This window comes from Acinetobacter lwoffii (assembly GCF_024129115.1).
GTDB lineage: Bacteria > Pseudomonadota > Gammaproteobacteria > Pseudomonadales > Moraxellaceae > Acinetobacter > Acinetobacter lwoffii_T.
In genome coordinates, this window is sequence record NZ_JAMXXO010000014.1 from 55,026 (window position 1) to 72,828 (window position 17,803).

Consider the following 17,803-nt stretch of genomic DNA (forward strand, 5'->3'; position numbering starts at 1 on the left):
AAAACCACGCCGAAGCGTGGTGAAAGGTGACCAATATTATTTCAGGTAAAGCTTTTTAAACAGTTGCTGGCTGGTGCTTTCCATCGATTGAGGAATGGCCAGCGCAGCCACGAAACGGTCAGGACGCAAGATTACAACTGAATCAGACGTGTTACCAAACCACGAGCGGATATCTGTGCCGATATCACCAATGGTAATGACATCTTCATACTCTTTGCGCTGGCTATTTTGCAATTGCACCGCCGGAATTACCTGAATGAATTTCACGCCGAGCGATTTCCACTGTTGCAACGTATCTGGGCTCAGACCCCATTTCGGATCAACACCCCAGGCAATAATCGCAAAATCATTGCCGATCACTTCATCCAGTAATACGGTTTCACCCGAAGCTAGCTGAACCTGAGGCTGGATAAACATTTTGCCGACTGGAGAGTTCTTGGCTCCCTTGCTCAAAAGTGCGCCGTCATGATATTTCGGCATTGGTTTGAAGCGCATTTCCAGCAGATACTGCTTGATCGGTTTGATATAGTTCAGGGCATAGGCAATGCCGTCACGAACAAAACCTTGCCATTTTTTCGGTGGTGCCAATACGTGACCTGCCATCACCGACAGGTCAATCATCGCCTTGGCATGGTCTTTACGTTCGATCTGATAAGAATCTAAAAGTGCTGGGCCAGCTTTGCCTTGAACAACCAGCGCCATTTTCCAAGCCAGATTAAAGGCATCACGCATACCGCTGTTATAACCCTGACCTTGCCATACCGGCATAATGTGCGCTGCATCACCGGCAAGTAAAATACGGTCGACACGGAACTTGTCAGCAATACGAGCATTATGGGTATAGACACGCTGACGGATCACTTCGATACCATCCGTGCTTGGTAAAACCTTAGAAAGAAGTTTGGCAATATTTTCCGGTTTGCTCAGTTCTTCCTGCGTTTCACCCGGCATGACCATAAATTCAAAACGGCGGATACCATGTGGCAAGGCGGCCGATACATAAGGACGTACCGGATCACAACATAGGTAGATATGCGGTGTAGCAAGCGGGTCGTTTTCAAGATCGATCACGATCCATTGATTCGGTGCGGTTTCACCCTCAAAAGCAATGCCCAGGTTTCGGCGCACATAGGAATTACCACCATCACAGGCAATCAGGTATTGTGCGCGGATGGTTTCTGCATCGCCTTCTTTATTTTGCAGGTTAAGCGTTACGCCTTCGGCATCTTGACTAAACTGGGTCAATTGACGAGAAAACAGCACTTGGGTGTTCTTATATTGCTTTAAGCCTTGCAGTAGGACGTTATCGACTTGTGGCTGAATAAAGGCATTACGGCGCGAGAAACCAAACTCACGTGTTAAAGGCTGAATATCTGCAAAACAGCGACCTTTAGGCGTCAAGAAGCGCATCGCATGATTCGGAGTGGTATGCGGTAAGACTTGATTAACTAAACCCAAAGATTGAATGGTGCGCAAGGATTCATCATCGATTCCAATCGCACGTGGATAATCAATCAAACTATCTAGTTGCTCGACAATCGTGACAGCTACGCCTTGCTTGCTCAGATAGTTGGCAATGGTTAAGCCGACAGGACCGGCGCCCAGGATTGCCACTTCAGTAGTGTAATTAGTATTGCTCATAGCGAATGTCCATTCAATCGACTTGCATTTGATGCTATTAAGGGACAGTTAGAAGCCAGAAACAAGTTAGGCGATAGTAGCTTAAGTATATGGATGATATTGGATTGAAATAGGTGGTTTTTAAATAAATAATTGATTTTAATTATAAAAATAATAAAAATTTGATAGCCTGTATTAATTCTATGATCAGTTTTGACTATGGTGATAAATAGATTTTATGCAATAAAAATGCTGAACCAGCATCAAGCATGATTCAGCATAGAATAATATCGGGGGCAGTATAGGACAAAGCCTACTGGAGAATTACTGTCCCTGATATCTTCATTGAAGGATTAAACGAGTTGTTCAATCACTTAACGTGCAGCAGGTTTTGCAGGTGTCGTAGTTTCCGCAGCAGCTTCAGAGGCAGCAGGCTGCTCTGCAGATGCGCCTGCAACAGGAGCATTCGATTCAGGTAATTCCTGGGTAGTCACAATCACTTTTTCTTCTGCAGTGGTGGTTTTCGCATCTGTAGTTTTACTATCAGCAAAACTGGTGGCTGCAGCAGCAGTAAGCGTAGTGGCAAGTAAGATTTGTGCATATTTCATTTTTGGCATCCTTTTATTCATGTCATGTAATCTGCCGAGCTGACCATCACATCAATTCGACAGATGCCCATCCTAAGCACTGAAAATTTACTGAGCAAATCAATTAACAAAAGCGACACGCAGGGAATAACCCAGCAGATACAAAACTGAGAAAGTTGTTTTATTTCTGTTAATTATGCGGAGTTTTATTTAATGAAAGTGTGTATGAATATTTCAAAAATAAAATTTGAAATAAAAGTTAACATAGAAAATTGGTAATTTTGGATCATTCCATTAATTTTTATCTCTGTGATTTTCACGCCGTATTTGCGAAGAACACGCATTTTAAAGTCACACTGTGCTTTATAATGCAGGTCATTGCTATTTCTATTCAATCTCTTGAGAGCCGATTTTGAAAATTCTGTCAGCGTCGCAGGCTATTCCTGTCCATATCATCTCTGGATTTTTGGGTGCAGGTAAAACCACACTACTCAAACATTTACTACAGCAAAAACCGGAACAGGAAATCTGGGCGGTGCTGATGAATGAATTTGGCCAGATTGGGGTAGATCAGCAGTTATTGCCACAAGATCAGGGTTATGCAGTCAAAGAGCTATTAGGCGGGTGTCTATGTTGCAGTAGCCAGTTACCGATGCAAATCGCCTTGTCACGTCTGCTATCAGAAGTGAAACCGGATCGTCTGTTTATCGAACCTACCGGACTGGGGCATCCTGGCCAATTACTGGAACAGCTAACTGAGCCGCACTGGCACAGCCATTTAAACATGCAGGCTTTAGTCACCGTGGTGGATGGTTCGCGTTTGCATGACCGGGACTGGACCCAGCAAAACCTGTATGCGGACCAACTCAAGGCAGCGCATATTGTGGTGATTTCACATACTGACTTGATGACAGCCGCAGATCAAGCAGCGTTCACCCAACTTCAGGCGGAATATCAACCTTATGCGCAACAGTGGCTGTTCACCGAGCATGGACAACTCGATATCGAACAGATCAAACAGGACTATCGGGGTTCTGCCCGTCAGATTCAGCCTTTGTTAAAGCAGCAACAGATCACCCGTTCAGCGGATACGCCCGTAGTGATTCAGCAGATGCCTTATCATTATGTAGAAAGCGCGCAGGGTTATCAGGTTGCAGGCTGGAAATTTCCAAAACGCTGGCAATTTAATTTTTATGATCTGCTGGATCTACTCTGTGAACAAAAAGACTGGCTCAGAATCAAGGGAATTTTTAATACGGATCAAGGCTGGAAAAGCTTTAATTTTAATCCGGAGCAGTTTAATTATCAGTCGGTAGATGAAGGCATTGATAACCGGGTAGAAGTGATTTATCAACAGTCACGGGATTGGCTGGCATTTGAAACTGCCCTGATGCAATGTCGTATCGATCTGGAAAAATAACGGTACTGTTTCTAGTATGCTGAATGAATTATTGGCCTAAATCTGTTCAGCAAAATAGCGCTAAATCTTATATGCTAGGCGCCAAATTTGAGGATTATGTGATGGCGTTAAAAGCGACGATTTATAAGGTTGATTTGAATATTGCGGACATGGATACGCATCGTTATGCAGACTATCAGCTGACGATGGCGCTGCATCCTTCAGAAACCATTGAACGTTTAATGGTGCGTATTCTGGCCTATGCACGCTATGCCGATGAAGCACTGGAATTTACCAAGGATCTGTTTGAAACCGATGAACCGGCACTCTGGGAAAAGGATCTGACCGGGCAACTGGTCAAATGGATTGAAGTCGGTAGCCCGGACGAAGATAAAGTCAAAAAGGCCAGTGCGCGTTGCAAGCAGGTCGCAGTCGTCACCTATGGTTCTGCGGTGGATGAATGGTATAAGCGCAGCAGCAAATTAAAAATCTTAAAAAATGTGGAAGTGTGGAAGTTATCTACCGCAACCACCGACGCATTGCCACAGTTATGCGAACGCACCATGCAGTTACAGCTCAATGTGATGGATGGTGAATGGACCTTGATTGGCGATCAGGGCCAGGTGCTGGTGGAGTGGGAACAGTTACAATAAGGCCAAATAAGGATGCAAGTCTGGACTTGTATCCTGTAGCTCAAATTGCGTATATCTGAGGAATAAGAATACGCAGGGTTGCACCATGTACCATGAACTTTATGATTTACTGCTAGCTGTCGCGATTGGCGCAATTATTGGTGCAGAGCGTGAGTATCACAGTAAATCTGCTGGATTGCGTACCATGATTATGGTCAGTCTGAGTTCCTGTTTATTTACCATTATCTCCCTGAAAATAGGCGTGGCCAATCCTGACCGGCTGGCCGCCAATGTCTTGACTGGGCTGGGTTTTCTGGGCGCTGGTGTTATCCTGAAAGATGATAACCGTATTTCTGGAATTACCACCGCGACTACCATCTGGATGACGGCAGCACTCGGCATGGCAGTCGGTGCTGGCTATGAACTCTTAAGTATTTGGGCTACTTTTATTGTCATGGCGGTGCTGGTTCTATTAATGTATGTTCAGCGTGGCATTGAATCTCTGAATCAGGAACGCAGCTATGAAATCGTCTGCCCATTCGATCAAAATGATTCCAATCACTACGAAATGCTATTTAAACGTTATCAGTTAAAAGTAGTGCATTCCTCACAAAAAAAAATGGATCAACAGATTGTCGGACGCTGGATTCTGATGGGGTCGGCCAAGAATCATCAAGAATTAACCCAGTATTTACTCAATGATAAGAATATTCAGGAACTCAGCTTTTAACCCATCAATGGCCCAGACTTAAAAAAACAGAGCAATCCGGTTTATACTGAGCTTTGAATTTTATGCCCCTCTCAGGTAAATAAGCATGATCAACGAACTTGAAATTATTGATTTAAAAGTAGGCGAAGGCAAGGAAGCGGTGAAAGGTGCCCTAATTACCACGCACTATACTGGCTGGCTGGAAGATGGAACCAAGTTTGATTCCTCTATTGACCGTGGTAATTATTTTGAAACCGTCATTGGCACAGGCCGTGTAATCAAAGGTTGGGATCAGGGTATTCTGGGAATGAAAGTTGGCGGTAAGCGTAAACTGATGGTGCCTGCACATTTGGCCTATGGCGAACGCAAAATGGGTAAAGTCATTCCGGCCAATTCCAACCTGATTTTTGAAATTGAACTGTTTGATGTAAAAACACGTGATTAAAATCATTTAACTTGCTGAATATAAGTTATATTTTTTATTCAAAGATATACGCTGGTTCCGGTGCAGTCGCTTCAAAATAAGCTGTGCCGGAGAAGCTACAAAAAACATCTAAAAAGATTTGAAATCAAAAATATTCCTTGTAGATTATAAGAATAATAAAGAATTATTTTGAGATATAACGTATTTGCATAACTTGATAAGGAATGTCTGTTTTTTCGTATTTGTCTGTGCCTTGAGCTGGATGACTTGCATCATAAGTTCAGCAATCGCTCAGGATGAACTCCCTTCGCCGTCATTTCAGCAGCAATCTCACGACCATATTACTGAAGTTCATTTTACCGAACATAGCACTAGTGCCTTGCAGGGAAAATGGCTGTTTTATCCGAGTCAGTTTATTGTTCAGCCCAGCCCCGTACTCCAGTCAAAAACAGTTGAATTGCCAGCCTCTTTTAAAACTCTAGCGGGTTCAAACTCTGGCTACGGTACCTTTATTGGTTATTTTAAAATTCCGAAAGAATTTCTCGGGCGACGCATCGCGATTCGGATTCCAACCCAATACGGCGCCTATCGGGTATATGTCAATGGACAGTTTATTGTCCGTCTCGGGGAAATCAGTACCACACCTGACAAACAGGTGACTGAGAAAGCACCGAGTATTGGCTATTTTGTTCCAGACACTGAATATATTACCTTAAGCATTCAGGCTTCCAATTATACCCACTTGCATGGTGGTCTCGAACGACCGATGCAGATCGGCGTTGCAGGTACCATCAATCGCCAATTTCAGCAGCTCATGATGAGTATTGCCATGGTGTGCGGCGCGGTACTTGGGGTGGGGGTGTTTACTATTCTATTTTCGGTATTCAGGGGATCACGAGAACGTAACAGTAAAAGTATCTTTGTTTTTGGCTGGTTTATTGTCTTTTTAGCCCTGCATAACCTGTTTTCTGCACCTTATGCCTATTCGGTATTTACCAATATCAACTGGCTGTGGGGAACCCGCTTAGAGTATCTGTTTACTTTTATTGCTGCCTTCTTTTTTCTCAGCTATATGCATCTGTTTAACCGGCGCTATCTAAATCCGGTGATTTATTATATCGCAGTGGCATTACTGGTTTTTAACATTACTTTCACCCTATTTTCACCTCCTGAGATATTTGAACGTCTGGCCCTATTTAGTGCGATTTTTGCCTTGGTCATCATCGGTAATTTTATTTACGGTTTTTATCAGACCTTACGTTATAAAGAGCATTATTCGCGTTTAAATCTGATTGCAATTATTTTCCTCTGTCTAACTTTTTTGAATGATTATCTATTGCTGATCAATGTAATTAAAACCACGCATCTGTTCTTTATCTCAACCAGTATCTATGCCTTATTAATCATGTTTCAGCAGTCCAGACATTATGCACATCAAACTTATGAGACTGAACAGCTGAACCTGAACCTGATCGCCCTCAATAATTCGCTCGATCAAAAAGTTAAAGAACGGACCCAGCAACTGCGTGAAGTGAATGCCAAACTGGAACAGCAAATGAATATTGATGCGCTGACTGGAGCTTTTAACCGGCGTGCCTTAAATCATGAAATCCAGCAGCAGTTTTTGCAGACCCAACAGCAGCCGCAACATACCTTGATTTTTGCCATGCTCGATGTCGATTTTTTTAAAAACTATAATGACTATTATGGCCACTTAAAAGGGGATGAAATCCTGAAAAATCTGGTTAGGATTATTCAAGCTGCTTTACCACCGTCTGGTTATCTGGCACGTTATGGTGGTGAAGAGTTTGCGATTCTGCTCACTGGAATGCCAGTTCAAACTGCCCTAAAAAATCTGGAAAATGTATTAAACCAGATTCGGGAACAGCGTATGGAACATCTGAATCGGCCAGATGCAAAAGATTATGTTACGGTTAGTATGGGCGCGGCCTGGGTTGAACAAAACCATGGCTATGCAGATATTCATGAATTGATGAAAGCGGCAGATGTGCAGCTCTACGCCGCTAAACAGGCAGGACGTGATCAGTTAAAAATTGAAAAAGAGGTCGATTAAAAAACATATTTATACAGATAGCGCGATTCATCTTCTGACTCGGCAGAATGGGGATGAAAGCCGCAGTGTTGATAATAACTTAAGGCAGTTTGAGTAGACTGTATTTCAATCTGATGAATTTTTTTCTTTAATAAAGCGCGATGCATTTGATGAAATAACTCGGTGCCAAACCCCAGCCTTTGGCAGTGTTGGGCCACATAATGCATCCGGATTTCTCCAGCATCACTGACCAATAAGAACCCGACGACCTTGTCATAGATGAGATAAACCCAGCAATCGTTATACAGCATATCGACAATCAGGCTGGCATGATCAAATTTTTCTAGCCAGGTTTGAATTTTGCTTTCTTCACGCTGATGATCCAGTACACAGGACTGAATGCTGTCATGAATGACCTGAATAATTTGAGGTATATCTTCGACCCTCCCTTCACGAATCATAATATTATTCATTTTCTCGAACATTTATAGGGAAGGTTTATTTGATAAAAAAGAAGAGGGTAAAAAACAGAACAATATTGTAGTTTTTTGAGAATCTTTGCTGTGATTTATTAATGTGAAGATTGGTTCTGTTGATGATTTGTCCTGTTTGTTTATCTCAAGTTCTTGAATCTCATTACCGAGTTAAAAATAAAAAATCAAAGTAAATCAATTTTTGAATAAATCGAAGTTCGAATCTAGGCACAAATGAGCAAGCAGAGAGGATAAAGAGTAAAAATAAGCTTCAAGTTTGCACTGTACAAAAAATAGACGTATGCTGAGTCAAAAGGGACTATTCAAATGAATCTTGATCCTATAACCATAAAAATAAAATTAGTCACATGAGATCATCAACCATGCTGAAATTACTGCTGTTGTTATGTGTTTTATTCATGTTGAATGCTGCCTGGATCGTCGGCAGAAAGATCTATAAAGCTCAGCGCCATCTGGTGTGTCAGCGTCCAGAAAAACCGGCACAGATTTCTAGCATGACAGAGCAAGAGGTCATCGAGCAAGAGCAGCAAGTACATCTGGTGGATGCTTATGAACTGGAACTGTTTGACGATGTGGCACAGCTATTCTTTCAACGGCAGGTGCATATTGAGAATCGGGCACAGGCCGAACAGTTACAGCAAGAACTATTACAAAAAATGCCGATGCACAGTGGTACCCAGATTCGTCAGATGGATTTAGGCGAATGGTCTATTTTCTGGAATTTTTATGATCAGTCACTGGAATATTATGTCGGTCGCTATGGCGTATTCTATGCACATGTCGACCGTTTTGGAGAAGAGCACCGGCATGAAATTCGCAGGGAACTTTTGCATTCTGACTGTGCTTAGAACACCACTTTCAGTCATTCTGTACGATTGAAGATCTCAGACTACGTACTTAAGCCATTGCAATTCAGAAAAGGTATCTCATGCCTTAGCTCAGATTTTTTCTGCCGCTTGGCGGAAATAGCCCATATAATTTATCTCCTTTAAGCCATAATCTTGTGCTAGAAAAACCTCAAAACTCGAGAGTCGTATTCTTGAAATAGTCATTTAAAATGTACGAAGTCTGGCGAGCAATGATCCGGACTAAAAAGGCAGAAATACTATGATCATTGATTTTCATCAAGCACAATTACAGAAGTTTATTGCACTGGCGATGAAGATCGAAGCTGAGCCTGAACTGTATTTGCAGTTTGATTCTGTGTCTGATTTTTATAAGGCTGACTGGCTGCAGGCTTTCCCAGCTGGAACTGAATACTATGTTTCCGGTCTAGATGATGGTGCCGATGAGTTTCATGCCGTGATTTATTATGGCGAAGCGCAGCTACAGATCAGCTGTGGACAGGCACAGCTTTCAGTAAAACTATGTTGCAAACATTGACCGGGCTGCCGGAATTTCCCGATAAAAGAATAATGACATCCGCTATAAAGTTGATATAAATTGCAGAGTCATCTCTGTATCTGATTTTTATTCGCATCAGCCGAGAGTGGCATAGGCGAATATCGTAATAAAAATAAGGAAAAAATAGCATGGCACATCAGTTCACCGTGAAAGCAATTATCAATGGCGTGTCTATTGATGAATTTAAGCGTTTGGCCAATGATATTCGTTTGCATGAGGTAGTTTGCCATCGAATTCCTGCGCAAAACTTGGAAATCCTGGTTTCGGAAAAGCAGGGGCATATGTATACCCTGAAACGCGCTTATAATCTAGATGTTAATATTCCGGATATCGCAAAAAAATTACTCAAAGATGCCTTCCGTTTGCAGCGTACCGATGTCAGCGATCTGAATGAAATGACTTCGACGGTACAACTCGGTGCGAACTTGCCGATCGAAGCCATCTGTCAGCGTGCAGTTACCGGAGATGAAGACCAGATCCAGTTTCAATTAAACTGGACAGTCAAAGTCAAAGTGCCTTTGCTCGGTGGCATGCTAGAAAAGCATGCGGAAGGTGAGATTCGTAAATTTAGTGAAATTGAACTCAGCATCGTCGAAGATGAATTGCGTAAAGGTCTCACCGCTTGAAGCAATCAAATAGTGTGATTGACCTAATTTCAAAACTGGTCAGGTAGACGCCGGGTAGTGGTAGTTGATTGGGTGGTAGATCGCCACTTTCAGTGTATTGCCACTATCCAGGAAACCCAGCTTAAGTGCTGATAAAGTTTGCCGTCACGTTAATGCTGATGGCCAGAATGGTGGTATTGAATCCGTAAGCCAAAAGCAAATGTAGGGTATTCAAGACTCGCATGGATTGGCAAGTAATGGATACATCTGCAGTTTGCGCAGAAGTCCCGATGATATAACTAAAATATAAAAAGTCTGGATAAGTCGGTCTGGTGGTATTGGGAAAATCTAGACCACCTTGTTGCTGTTTGTCGAGCGCCAAATAAAAGTCATGCGCATAATGAATTGCAAAAACCGTATGCATCAAGAACCAGGCTGAAATAATGGTCAGAATTGACAAGATTAAATGGCCGGTCCGGATGGTGGTATCTTTGGGTAAATGATTAATTTCAATAATAATCGCAATGAAACACATGATCAGGGTGATGATCACCAGAAACAGAATGATCCATTTACTGGCATCCTGTTGCATGGCGCGTTGCAGAATATGAGCATGATCAATACGCCAGAGTTTTTTTATGGTCAATAATAAATAAGCGTAAATCGCGATATTCCAGCTGATTAACAGGCAGCTTGACCAGCTCAAAGGGGTGACTGTCTGTAAAATCAGATAAAATCCAATAATGGCTGGGAAAATAATAAAGAAATACAGACGGGATTGAAGTGCCGTTTTTATAGATTGAAGAAGCTGCATCATGCCATTTATATTTGTTTTGCTGACTTCTCAAGATCCTAACACAGAACCGTTTGCAATAAAGAAGATTGCAACGGCCTGAGTAGCAGCCTTAGTTATTTCCTCTACGACATTTCATCCTAAAGGTGTCGAACTGATTCGAGTTGAGCAATTTGACTGCGCGGATCGCGCAGCAGGCGTGATCATCTCAATAAATTTTTTTCTGAACCGAGGTTTAGATCGATTGAGCAGGTTGTTAGATTGCAGTGCCATAAGCAAAGACTTCTACCATGCCACCTTGCATACCGAGTTCTGTGGTGCTGAGCCGAATGCCCATAATCTGAGTCGCACCGATTTTTTCGGCCTCGAGTTTTAATCGCACAATTGCTTCACGTCGTGCGCGTTCTACTACACTTTCATAGCTGGTCAGACGGCCACCGAGCATATTCTGCACATTGGCAATCGCATATTTAAAATAATCATGAGAAATGACCACATTGCTGCTGATCATCTGTCCGGAATATTCAGACACAGCGAAGCGGCTATTGTTCACCCGGATATATGCCAGACGTTGTTCCTGTTCATCCAGATAACGAAAATGTTTACGTTCGTTATAACGACCAAAGCCGAAACCGACACTAAACAGAATGGCAAAAATGATGATCTGGAGAATTAAACCATCCATGTTTTAATCTGCCTGCGGAAAAGGGTCGGGCAATTTTGGCATGATCGGATCAACCACTACGGCTGTCCCATAAACAAAGAGTTCAGAAGCACCTTGGGCAATATTAGAGGTCGAGAAACGTATGCCGACAATTGCATTGGCACCCATGCTGCGGGCTTTTTCAATCATGCGGTTCATGGCTTCCTGACGGGATTCTTCCAGCAGTTCAGTATAGGCGGTAAGCTCACCACCGACAATATTTTTCAGGCCGGCCAGTAAGTCACGTCCGACATGTTTGCTGCGTACGGTACTGCCATACACCACATCAATTTGCTGGCGAATGGTATGTCCCGGTACAGATTCCAGATTGCTAAGTAACATGTGCATGTTTTCTAAATAAATCGCTAGTCTATGACAATAGGAAAACTCCCTTGAAAATGCAATAAAAAAAGCCCACTGAAGTGAGCTTTTCTTGATCTATCTGGAATTTATTGCGCTGGTTGTTCTGCCGCACGGCGCTGTTCAGACACAGACGGTGTGTTCAGCAAGATATCCGTCGTGTTGACTTTCAAGCCGCCACCCAGGGTTTTGTAGACTTCAACCTGATTGTTCAGATTGGCCTGTTCAAGCAATAACAAACCTTGTTCTGCTGCATAAGACGCACGCTGTGCATCCAGTACAGTCAGATAGCTGTCAATCCCGGCGCGGAAACGTGCCTGCGACAAGCGATAGGTGGTGTTGGTTGCTTCGACCAGACGGCGCTGAGCTGCAAGACGATCACCAATATTCTGACGTACCGCCAAAGCATCATTCACTTCACGGAAAGCAGTCTGAATCGACTTTTCGTAATCTGACAAGGCAATTTGCTGATCGGTTTCAGAAATACGGATATTGGCCTGACGGGTGCCCCAATCAAAAATTGGAATATCCAGACTCGGACCAAATGACCAAGCAAAACTGCCCGACTTAAACAGGTCGCCTAAATCAGTAGAGGCATAACCTGCTGAACCAGTCAAACTAATTGTCGGGAACAGACGCGCACGTGCTGCCGCAATATTGGCACCTGCCGCAGATAGACGGTATTCAGCGGCACGGACATCTGGACGGTTAATTAATAGATCACTTGGCAAGCCTGAACCCAATGCAGTATTGGAAGTGATGCGGGTCACGCGTTGTGCTGGTAATAAATTCGCAGGCACTTGCTGACCGACCAGCAGGTTTAACAGGTTTTGTGCCTGTGCCACCTGAGTCCGGTAATTCGCAACATCATTACGTGCTGTTTCAACCGAAATTTGCGCCTGACGCACTGGAAGCTCGCTGTCGATCCCGACATCAAAACGTTTTTTGTTCAGATTAAAAGATTCAAGCTGAGCTTTCAGCGTTTGCTCAGCCAAAGCCAGATTGGCATTGGCAAACGAGTAGCTGAGCCAAGCCTGAGACACCTGACCAATTAAGGCAATTTGCGTCGCATCTCGAGCACTTTGGGTCGCCAGGAAACTATCCAGTGCATTGTCACGCAAGCTGCGGACACGTCCCCAAAAATCTAGTTCATACGCAGTTACACCCAGTCCGACATTATAAGTCGTCACTGCACCACGATTCTGGGAATTCATGGTGTCCTGGCGCAATACGCTACCACTGGCACCAATCGTCGGTAACTGGTTGTTTTCAGTAATCTGATACTGTTGCTGAGCTCGTTGAATATTGAGGGCAGCAATACGCAAATCACGGTTATTGTTTAATGCCAGATCCAACACCTGTAACAGGCGCTGATCGGCAAAAAAGTTTTTATAACCTTGCTCTGCTACAGAAGTACCAGACGCATTGGTATAGCTGCTCGGGATATCTGCCTGCGCAACCGGCTCTGGACTGCGCATACTTTGACAGGCTGTCAAAGCAAGCGCAAGGGCAGATACCGCAATGCTACGACCTGTAATAGACCATACATTTTGCATTACGACTTATACTCCTGATTTTGTTGTTTTGGTTTGTATTTAAAGACACTTCGAATCCACACGTAGAATACCGGGATAAAGAAGATACCTAACAGGGTCGAGCTGATCACGCCGCCGAGTACACCATAACCGACTGAGTGCTGGCTACCTGCACCTGCACCTGAAGCCAGGGCAAGCGGTAATACACCAAAACCAAAGGCCAATGTGGTCATGATAATTGGACGTAAACGCATTTTTGCCGCATGCAAGGTCGCTTCAAATAACTCTTCACCTTGTTCCTGCAATTCTTTCGCAAACTCGACAATCAAGATCGCGTTTTTCGCAGAAAGACCAATCACGGCAATAATCGCCACCTGGAAGTAAATGTTATTCGACAGGTTCGGGTTTTGCAGCAATACCATTCCACCAAAGGTAAGTAATAATGCACCAACAATACCCAATGGCACCACCATTAGAACCGAGAACGGAATCGACCAGCTTTCATACAGGGCTGCCAGACACAGGAAGACGATCAGTAATGACAAGGCATACAGGAACGGCGCCTGTGCACCAGATTCACGCTCTTCTAAAGACAGACCTGTCCATTCGAAGTCGAAACCTTGCAAGCCCATTTCTGGTAACTTCGCTACAATTTCTTCCATGGCCACCATTGCATCACCCGAGCTGATACCCGGAGCAGGTGTACCCTGAATGTTCATGGACGATACGCCGTTATAACGCTCAAGACGTGGTGAACCGTAGGTCCATTCGCCTGTGGCAAATGCCGAGAATGGCACCATTTCACCGCGGTTATTACGCACATACCATTGGTCCAGATCTTCCGGCATCATCCGCGAGCCAGCTTCACCCTGAACATAGACTTTCTTGACACGACCACGATCAATGAAGTCATTGATATACGAACCGCCCCAAGCAATACCCATGGTGCTGTTAATTTCAGCAACACTCACGCCCAATGCACCGGCTTGTGCATGATCGACAATGACACGGTACTGTGGAGTATCTTCCTGACCATTCGGACGCACACCAGCCAGACGCGAGTCTTGTGCTGCTAGACCGAGAATCGTATTACGTGCTGCCAGGAGCTGATCATGACTTTGACCACTTGCAGCTTTGAGCTGTAAGTTAAAGCCAGCCGACACACCCAGTTCAGGCATTGCAGGTAATTGTAGCGGCATGATGTAAGACGCATCTTTGACAATCATGTTTAGCGCCATACCACGTTGAATAATGGCACCGACTTGAGATTCCGGACTGTGACGCTCTGACCAGTCTTTCAACTTAATGAAAGCCAGACCTGCGTTTTGTCCCACACCCGTGAAGGAGAAACCTGCCACACTAAAGACGGATTCGACATGCTCTTTCTCGTTTTCCAAGAAATAGTTGGTCATGGTGCTGACCACTTTGTCGGTACGTTCCAAGGTAGCATTTGGCGGTAACTGAACCAGCGTCATGACCACGCCCTGGTCTTCATCCGGTAGGAACGAAGAAGGCAGTTTCTGGAACAACAGCACAATAATACCCAGTACCACGGCATACACCACGCCTGAGAAAATCTTGCTGTGAGTCATACGGTTGACGCCGCCCTGATATTTCACAGAGACCTTATCAAAACTGCTATTAAACCAGCGGAAGAAACGTGCAAAAATACCATTACTTTCCGGCTTGTTCGGATCATGCTGTTTCAGCAGAGTCGCACACAGGGCAGGGGTAAAGGTTAAGGCAACCACCAGTGACAAGACCATCGCTGTGACCAGCGTAATCGAGAACTGGCGATAAATGACCCCGGTGGTTCCACCGAAGAAAGCCATTGGAACGAATACTGCCGACAGCACCGAGGTAATACCAATCAATGCGCCAGAAATCTGTTTCATTGATTTTTCAGTTGCAGCCACCGGATCGAGATGTTCTTCCACCATGACCCGTTCGACGTTCTCGACCACAACAATCGCGTCATCGACCAGAAGACCAATCGCCAACACCATGGCAAACATGGTCAGGGTATTAATCGAGAAGCCAAAGATGTTAATGACGGCAAATGTACCCAATACTACGACTGGAACTGCCATGGTTGGAATGATCGTGGCACGCCAGTTCTGCAAGAACAGGAACATTACCAGGAACACCAGAATAATTGCTTCGATCAGGGTTTTAACTACACTCTTAATCGACAGTTCAATAAATGGTGTTGTATCAAACGCCAGTTGGTCGACCATGCCTTGCGGATAGTTCGGACGTAACTGTTTTAAACGTTCTTCAACCGCTTGTGCGGTATCTAGGGCATTGGCGCCAGTTGCAAGTTTAATTGCTACACCACCAGCCGGTTTGCCATTAAATTTAGAATCGAACTGATAGTTATCTGCACCAAGTTCAACTCGTGCAACATCACCTAAACGAACCTGCGCACCAGAAGTGGCATTTTTCAGGAAGATATTACTGAACTGTTCCGGCGTTTGTAACAGACTTTGAGCCGTTACCGTCGCATTCAGAACTTGTCCTTGAACTGCAGGCGCACCACCCAACTGACCTACGGCAACCTGTGCATTCTGGGTGCGGATTGCAGTGGCAATATCACTTGGCGTCACTTGCAGGCTTGCCATCTTGGCTGGATCCAGCCAGATACGCATCGCATAAGAACCACCAAAGACCTGAACTTCACCAACCCCGGCCACACGGCTTAAAGGTTCAGCAATATTCGAGTTAACATAGTCTTTAATGTCATCTGCGGTCAGGCTGCTATCAGGTGAATAGAATGCCAAAACTTGCAGGAAGCTGGCACCCGATTTGGTCACCCGCACACCCTGACGCTGTACATCTTCAGGCAGCAGGGCAGTCGCAGACTGTAATTTGTTTTGAACCTGAACCTGTGCGATATCAGGATCGACACCCTGGTCAAAGTTCAAGGAAATAGAAGAAGAACCATTACCCGCACTGTTAGACGAGATATAGCGTAAGCCATCCATACCGTTCATCTGCTGCTCGATGATCTGGGTCACTGTATTTTCAACAGTTTCAGCAGATGCACCCGGATAAGTCGCAGAAATGGTTACAGTTGGTGGCGCGATGGTCGGATATTGTGCAATCGGCATTTTGCTGATGGTTAAAATACCCGCCAGCATAATCACCAATGCAATCACCCAAGCGAAAATCGGGCGATGAATAAAGAATTGAGCCATGAACCATTACTCCTTATGCATTTGCAGCAGGTTTTTGTTCAGGTTTCTCTTTAGCATCATCTGCCTTTTTCTCGCTCGCTGTAGGCTGTTGCGGTGCAGCACCTTGTGGCGCAGCAGCTTGAGGTTGATAAGGTTTTGGTACAACTTGCTGTTCAGGTTTTACTTTCGCAATACCGTCTACAATCACTTTATCGCCTGGATTCAGACCTTCGGTCACAATCCAGTTGCTGCCTTGAGAACCAACGGTGGTCACTGGACGTGGCGTCACTTTATTGTCAGCACCGACCAGCATCGCCATTGCCTGACCTGTTGGGGTACGGGTCAAAGCTGCTTGAGGAATCAGGAAAGCATTCGGTACCTCACCCTGTACGATTTGTGCAGTGGCAAACATACCTGGAAGAAGCAGGTGATTTTTGTTCGGGAATACCGCACGTAAAGTCACAGTACCTGTTTCAGGGTTCACGCTGACATCAGAGAATGCAAGACGGCCTTCAACCGGATAGATACTGCCATCTTCAAGCTTTAACTTGACTTTGGTGTTGTTCGAGCTGTTCAAGCTGCCTTGATTAAGCTGTTGACGTAAACGTAAAAGCTCGGCACTTGACTGGTTGATATCTACATAGATTGGATCTAGACGCTGAATCGTCACCAAGGGCTCTGGCTGATTTGCTGTCACTAAAGCACCCGCTGTCACAGACGAACGGTTGGTCTGGCCCGAAATCGGCGCGCGTACAGTCGAATAGCCCAGATTGATTTCGGCATTACGCAAAGTTGCGCGATTGGCATTCAAATCAGCTTCAGCCAGTTTGACCTGTGCCGCGATGTCATCATATTCCTGTTTAGAAATGGCATTGGTACCGACTAGTTGACGGTAACGGCCTTCCTTCACACGCAATACGCCCAGATTGGCTTCAGCACGGGCAATCGCTGCACGGGCATTGTCTACTGTAGTGCGGTTCGTGCTTGAATCGATTTCATACAAGGCCTGACCTTCACGCACATAGCTGCCTTCCGTGAACAAGCGTTTAAGCACCACGCCACTGGCTTGTGGACGTACGTCTGAAATTTCAAATGCTGTTGTACGACCTGAGAGCTCTACAGACTGCTCTACACTTTGCGGTTGTGCAACAAGAACACCGACTTCAGTCGGTGGCATTTGTTGTTGAGCACCAGCTTGCTGGCCCTCTTTAGGATCTTTGCTACAACCAACAAGTGCAAGACTTGTTGCCAATGCGCAAGCAGTCAGGGCAGGTGCCCAAAGCTTTGCAGACATCATTATTCCACCTCT

Annotated in this window: 17 protein-coding genes; 8 read left to right on the top strand and 9 right to left on the bottom strand. The window is 44.7% G+C overall.

Annotated features, from left to right (window positions below; all coding sequences use genetic code 11):
- Nucleotides 1-36: 36 nt before the first annotated feature.
- Together NI470_RS11065 and NI470_RS11070 are read right to left on the bottom strand one after the other, a co-directional pair.
- Nucleotides 37-1,641 carry a bifunctional 3-(3-hydroxy-phenyl)propionate/3-hydroxycinnamic acid hydroxylase gene (locus NI470_RS11065; protein ID WP_253148381.1) on the bottom strand — a complete coding sequence of 535 codons (1,605 nt, stop codon included), beginning with the start codon at nucleotides 1,639-1,641 and terminating at the stop codon, nucleotides 37-39.
- Between the two features lie 353 nt (nucleotides 1,642-1,994).
- A complete protein-coding gene (locus tag NI470_RS11070) occupies nucleotides 1,995-2,228 on the bottom strand; it encodes a hypothetical protein (RefSeq protein ID WP_004645811.1) in 234 nt (77 codons plus the stop codon).
- Nucleotides 2,229-2,619: 391 nt separating this feature from the next.
- Here NI470_RS11070 and NI470_RS11075 point away from each other — a divergent pair, with 391 nt between their 5' ends.
- The 5 genes from NI470_RS11075 to NI470_RS11095 all read left to right on the top strand — a co-directional run bounded on the left by NI470_RS11075 (nucleotide 2,620) and on the right by NI470_RS11095 (nucleotide 7,445).
- Nucleotides 2,620-3,627 carry a CobW family GTP-binding protein gene (locus NI470_RS11075; RefSeq protein ID WP_004731939.1) on the top strand — a complete coding sequence of 336 codons (1,008 nt, stop codon included), beginning with the start codon at nucleotides 2,620-2,622 and terminating at the stop codon, nucleotides 3,625-3,627.
- Nucleotides 3,628-3,728: 101 nt separating this feature from the next.
- Complete coding sequence (locus NI470_RS11080) at nucleotides 3,729-4,259, top strand: YaeQ family protein (RefSeq protein ID WP_044108573.1); 531 nt, start codon at nucleotides 3,729-3,731, stop codon at nucleotides 4,257-4,259.
- 85 nt (nucleotides 4,260-4,344) lie between these two features.
- On the top strand, nucleotides 4,345-4,968 hold the full coding sequence (locus NI470_RS11085; protein WP_180180469.1) for an MgtC/SapB family protein: 624 nt from the start codon (nucleotides 4,345-4,347) through the stop codon (nucleotides 4,966-4,968).
- An 85-nt stretch (nucleotides 4,969-5,053) separates the two neighbouring features.
- Complete coding sequence (locus tag NI470_RS11090) at nucleotides 5,054-5,392, top strand: FKBP-type peptidyl-prolyl cis-trans isomerase (protein WP_004280661.1); 339 nt, start codon at nucleotides 5,054-5,056, stop codon at nucleotides 5,390-5,392.
- 241 nt (nucleotides 5,393-5,633) lie between these two features.
- Entirely contained in the window at nucleotides 5,634-7,445 is a 1,812-nt protein-coding gene (locus NI470_RS11095; protein WP_071850820.1) for a sensor domain-containing diguanylate cyclase, read from the top strand.
- Here the strand turns inward: NI470_RS11095 and NI470_RS11100 are convergent.
- Entirely contained in the window at nucleotides 7,442-7,909 is a 468-nt protein-coding gene (locus NI470_RS11100; protein WP_195725697.1) for a GNAT family N-acetyltransferase, read from the bottom strand. The two genes, NI470_RS11095 and NI470_RS11100, sit on opposite strands and share 4 nt — an antisense overlap.
- Before the next feature lie 371 nt (nucleotides 7,910-8,280).
- On the opposite strand from NI470_RS11100, the gene NI470_RS11105 reads away from it, so the two are divergent.
- From NI470_RS11105 to NI470_RS11115, 3 genes are all read left to right on the top strand, one after another.
- Complete coding sequence (locus tag NI470_RS11105; protein WP_004645804.1) at nucleotides 8,281-8,766, top strand: hypothetical protein; 486 nt, start codon at nucleotides 8,281-8,283, stop codon at nucleotides 8,764-8,766.
- A gap of 259 nt (nucleotides 8,767-9,025) precedes the next feature.
- Nucleotides 9,026-9,301, top strand: coding sequence for a hypothetical protein (locus NI470_RS11110; RefSeq protein ID WP_004280654.1), 276 nt, complete (start codon nucleotides 9,026-9,028; stop codon nucleotides 9,299-9,301).
- Nucleotides 9,302-9,450: 149 nt separating this feature from the next.
- On the top strand, nucleotides 9,451-9,948 hold the full coding sequence (locus NI470_RS11115) for a DUF2505 family protein (protein ID WP_253148380.1): 498 nt from the start codon (nucleotides 9,451-9,453) through the stop codon (nucleotides 9,946-9,948).
- 121 nt (nucleotides 9,949-10,069) lie between these two features.
- Here the strand turns inward: NI470_RS11115 and NI470_RS11120 are convergent, their stop codons facing one another.
- From NI470_RS11120 to NI470_RS11145, 6 genes are all read right to left on the bottom strand, one after another.
- The gene (locus NI470_RS11120; protein ID WP_253139041.1) at nucleotides 10,070-10,744 is read right to left on the bottom strand and encodes a DUF1345 domain-containing protein; all 675 of its coding nucleotides are present in this window, start codon (nucleotides 10,742-10,744) and stop codon (nucleotides 10,070-10,072) included.
- A gap of 232 nt (nucleotides 10,745-10,976) precedes the next feature.
- Nucleotides 10,977-11,405, bottom strand: coding sequence for a YbjQ family protein (locus NI470_RS11125; protein ID WP_253148379.1), 429 nt, complete (start codon nucleotides 11,403-11,405; stop codon nucleotides 10,977-10,979).
- A gap of 3 nt (nucleotides 11,406-11,408) precedes the next feature.
- The gene (locus NI470_RS11130; protein ID WP_005104015.1) at nucleotides 11,409-11,765 is read right to left on the bottom strand and encodes a YbjQ family protein; all 357 of its coding nucleotides are present in this window, start codon (nucleotides 11,763-11,765) and stop codon (nucleotides 11,409-11,411) included.
- Nucleotides 11,766-11,872: 107 nt separating this feature from the next.
- Complete coding sequence (gene adeK / locus NI470_RS11135) at nucleotides 11,873-13,339, bottom strand: multidrug efflux RND transporter AdeIJK outer membrane channel subunit AdeK (protein ID WP_253099844.1); 1,467 nt, start codon at nucleotides 13,337-13,339, stop codon at nucleotides 11,873-11,875.
- Entirely contained in the window at nucleotides 13,339-16,515 is a 3,177-nt protein-coding gene (locus tag NI470_RS11140; protein ID WP_085064700.1) for an efflux RND transporter permease subunit, read from the bottom strand. The genes adeK and NI470_RS11140 overlap by 1 nt, the downstream gene beginning before the upstream one ends.
- A gap of 13 nt (nucleotides 16,516-16,528) precedes the next feature.
- On the bottom strand, nucleotides 16,529-17,791 hold the full coding sequence (locus NI470_RS11145; RefSeq protein ID WP_253148378.1) for an efflux RND transporter periplasmic adaptor subunit: 1,263 nt from the start codon (nucleotides 17,789-17,791) through the stop codon (nucleotides 16,529-16,531).
- Nucleotides 17,792-17,803 lie beyond the last annotated feature (12 nt).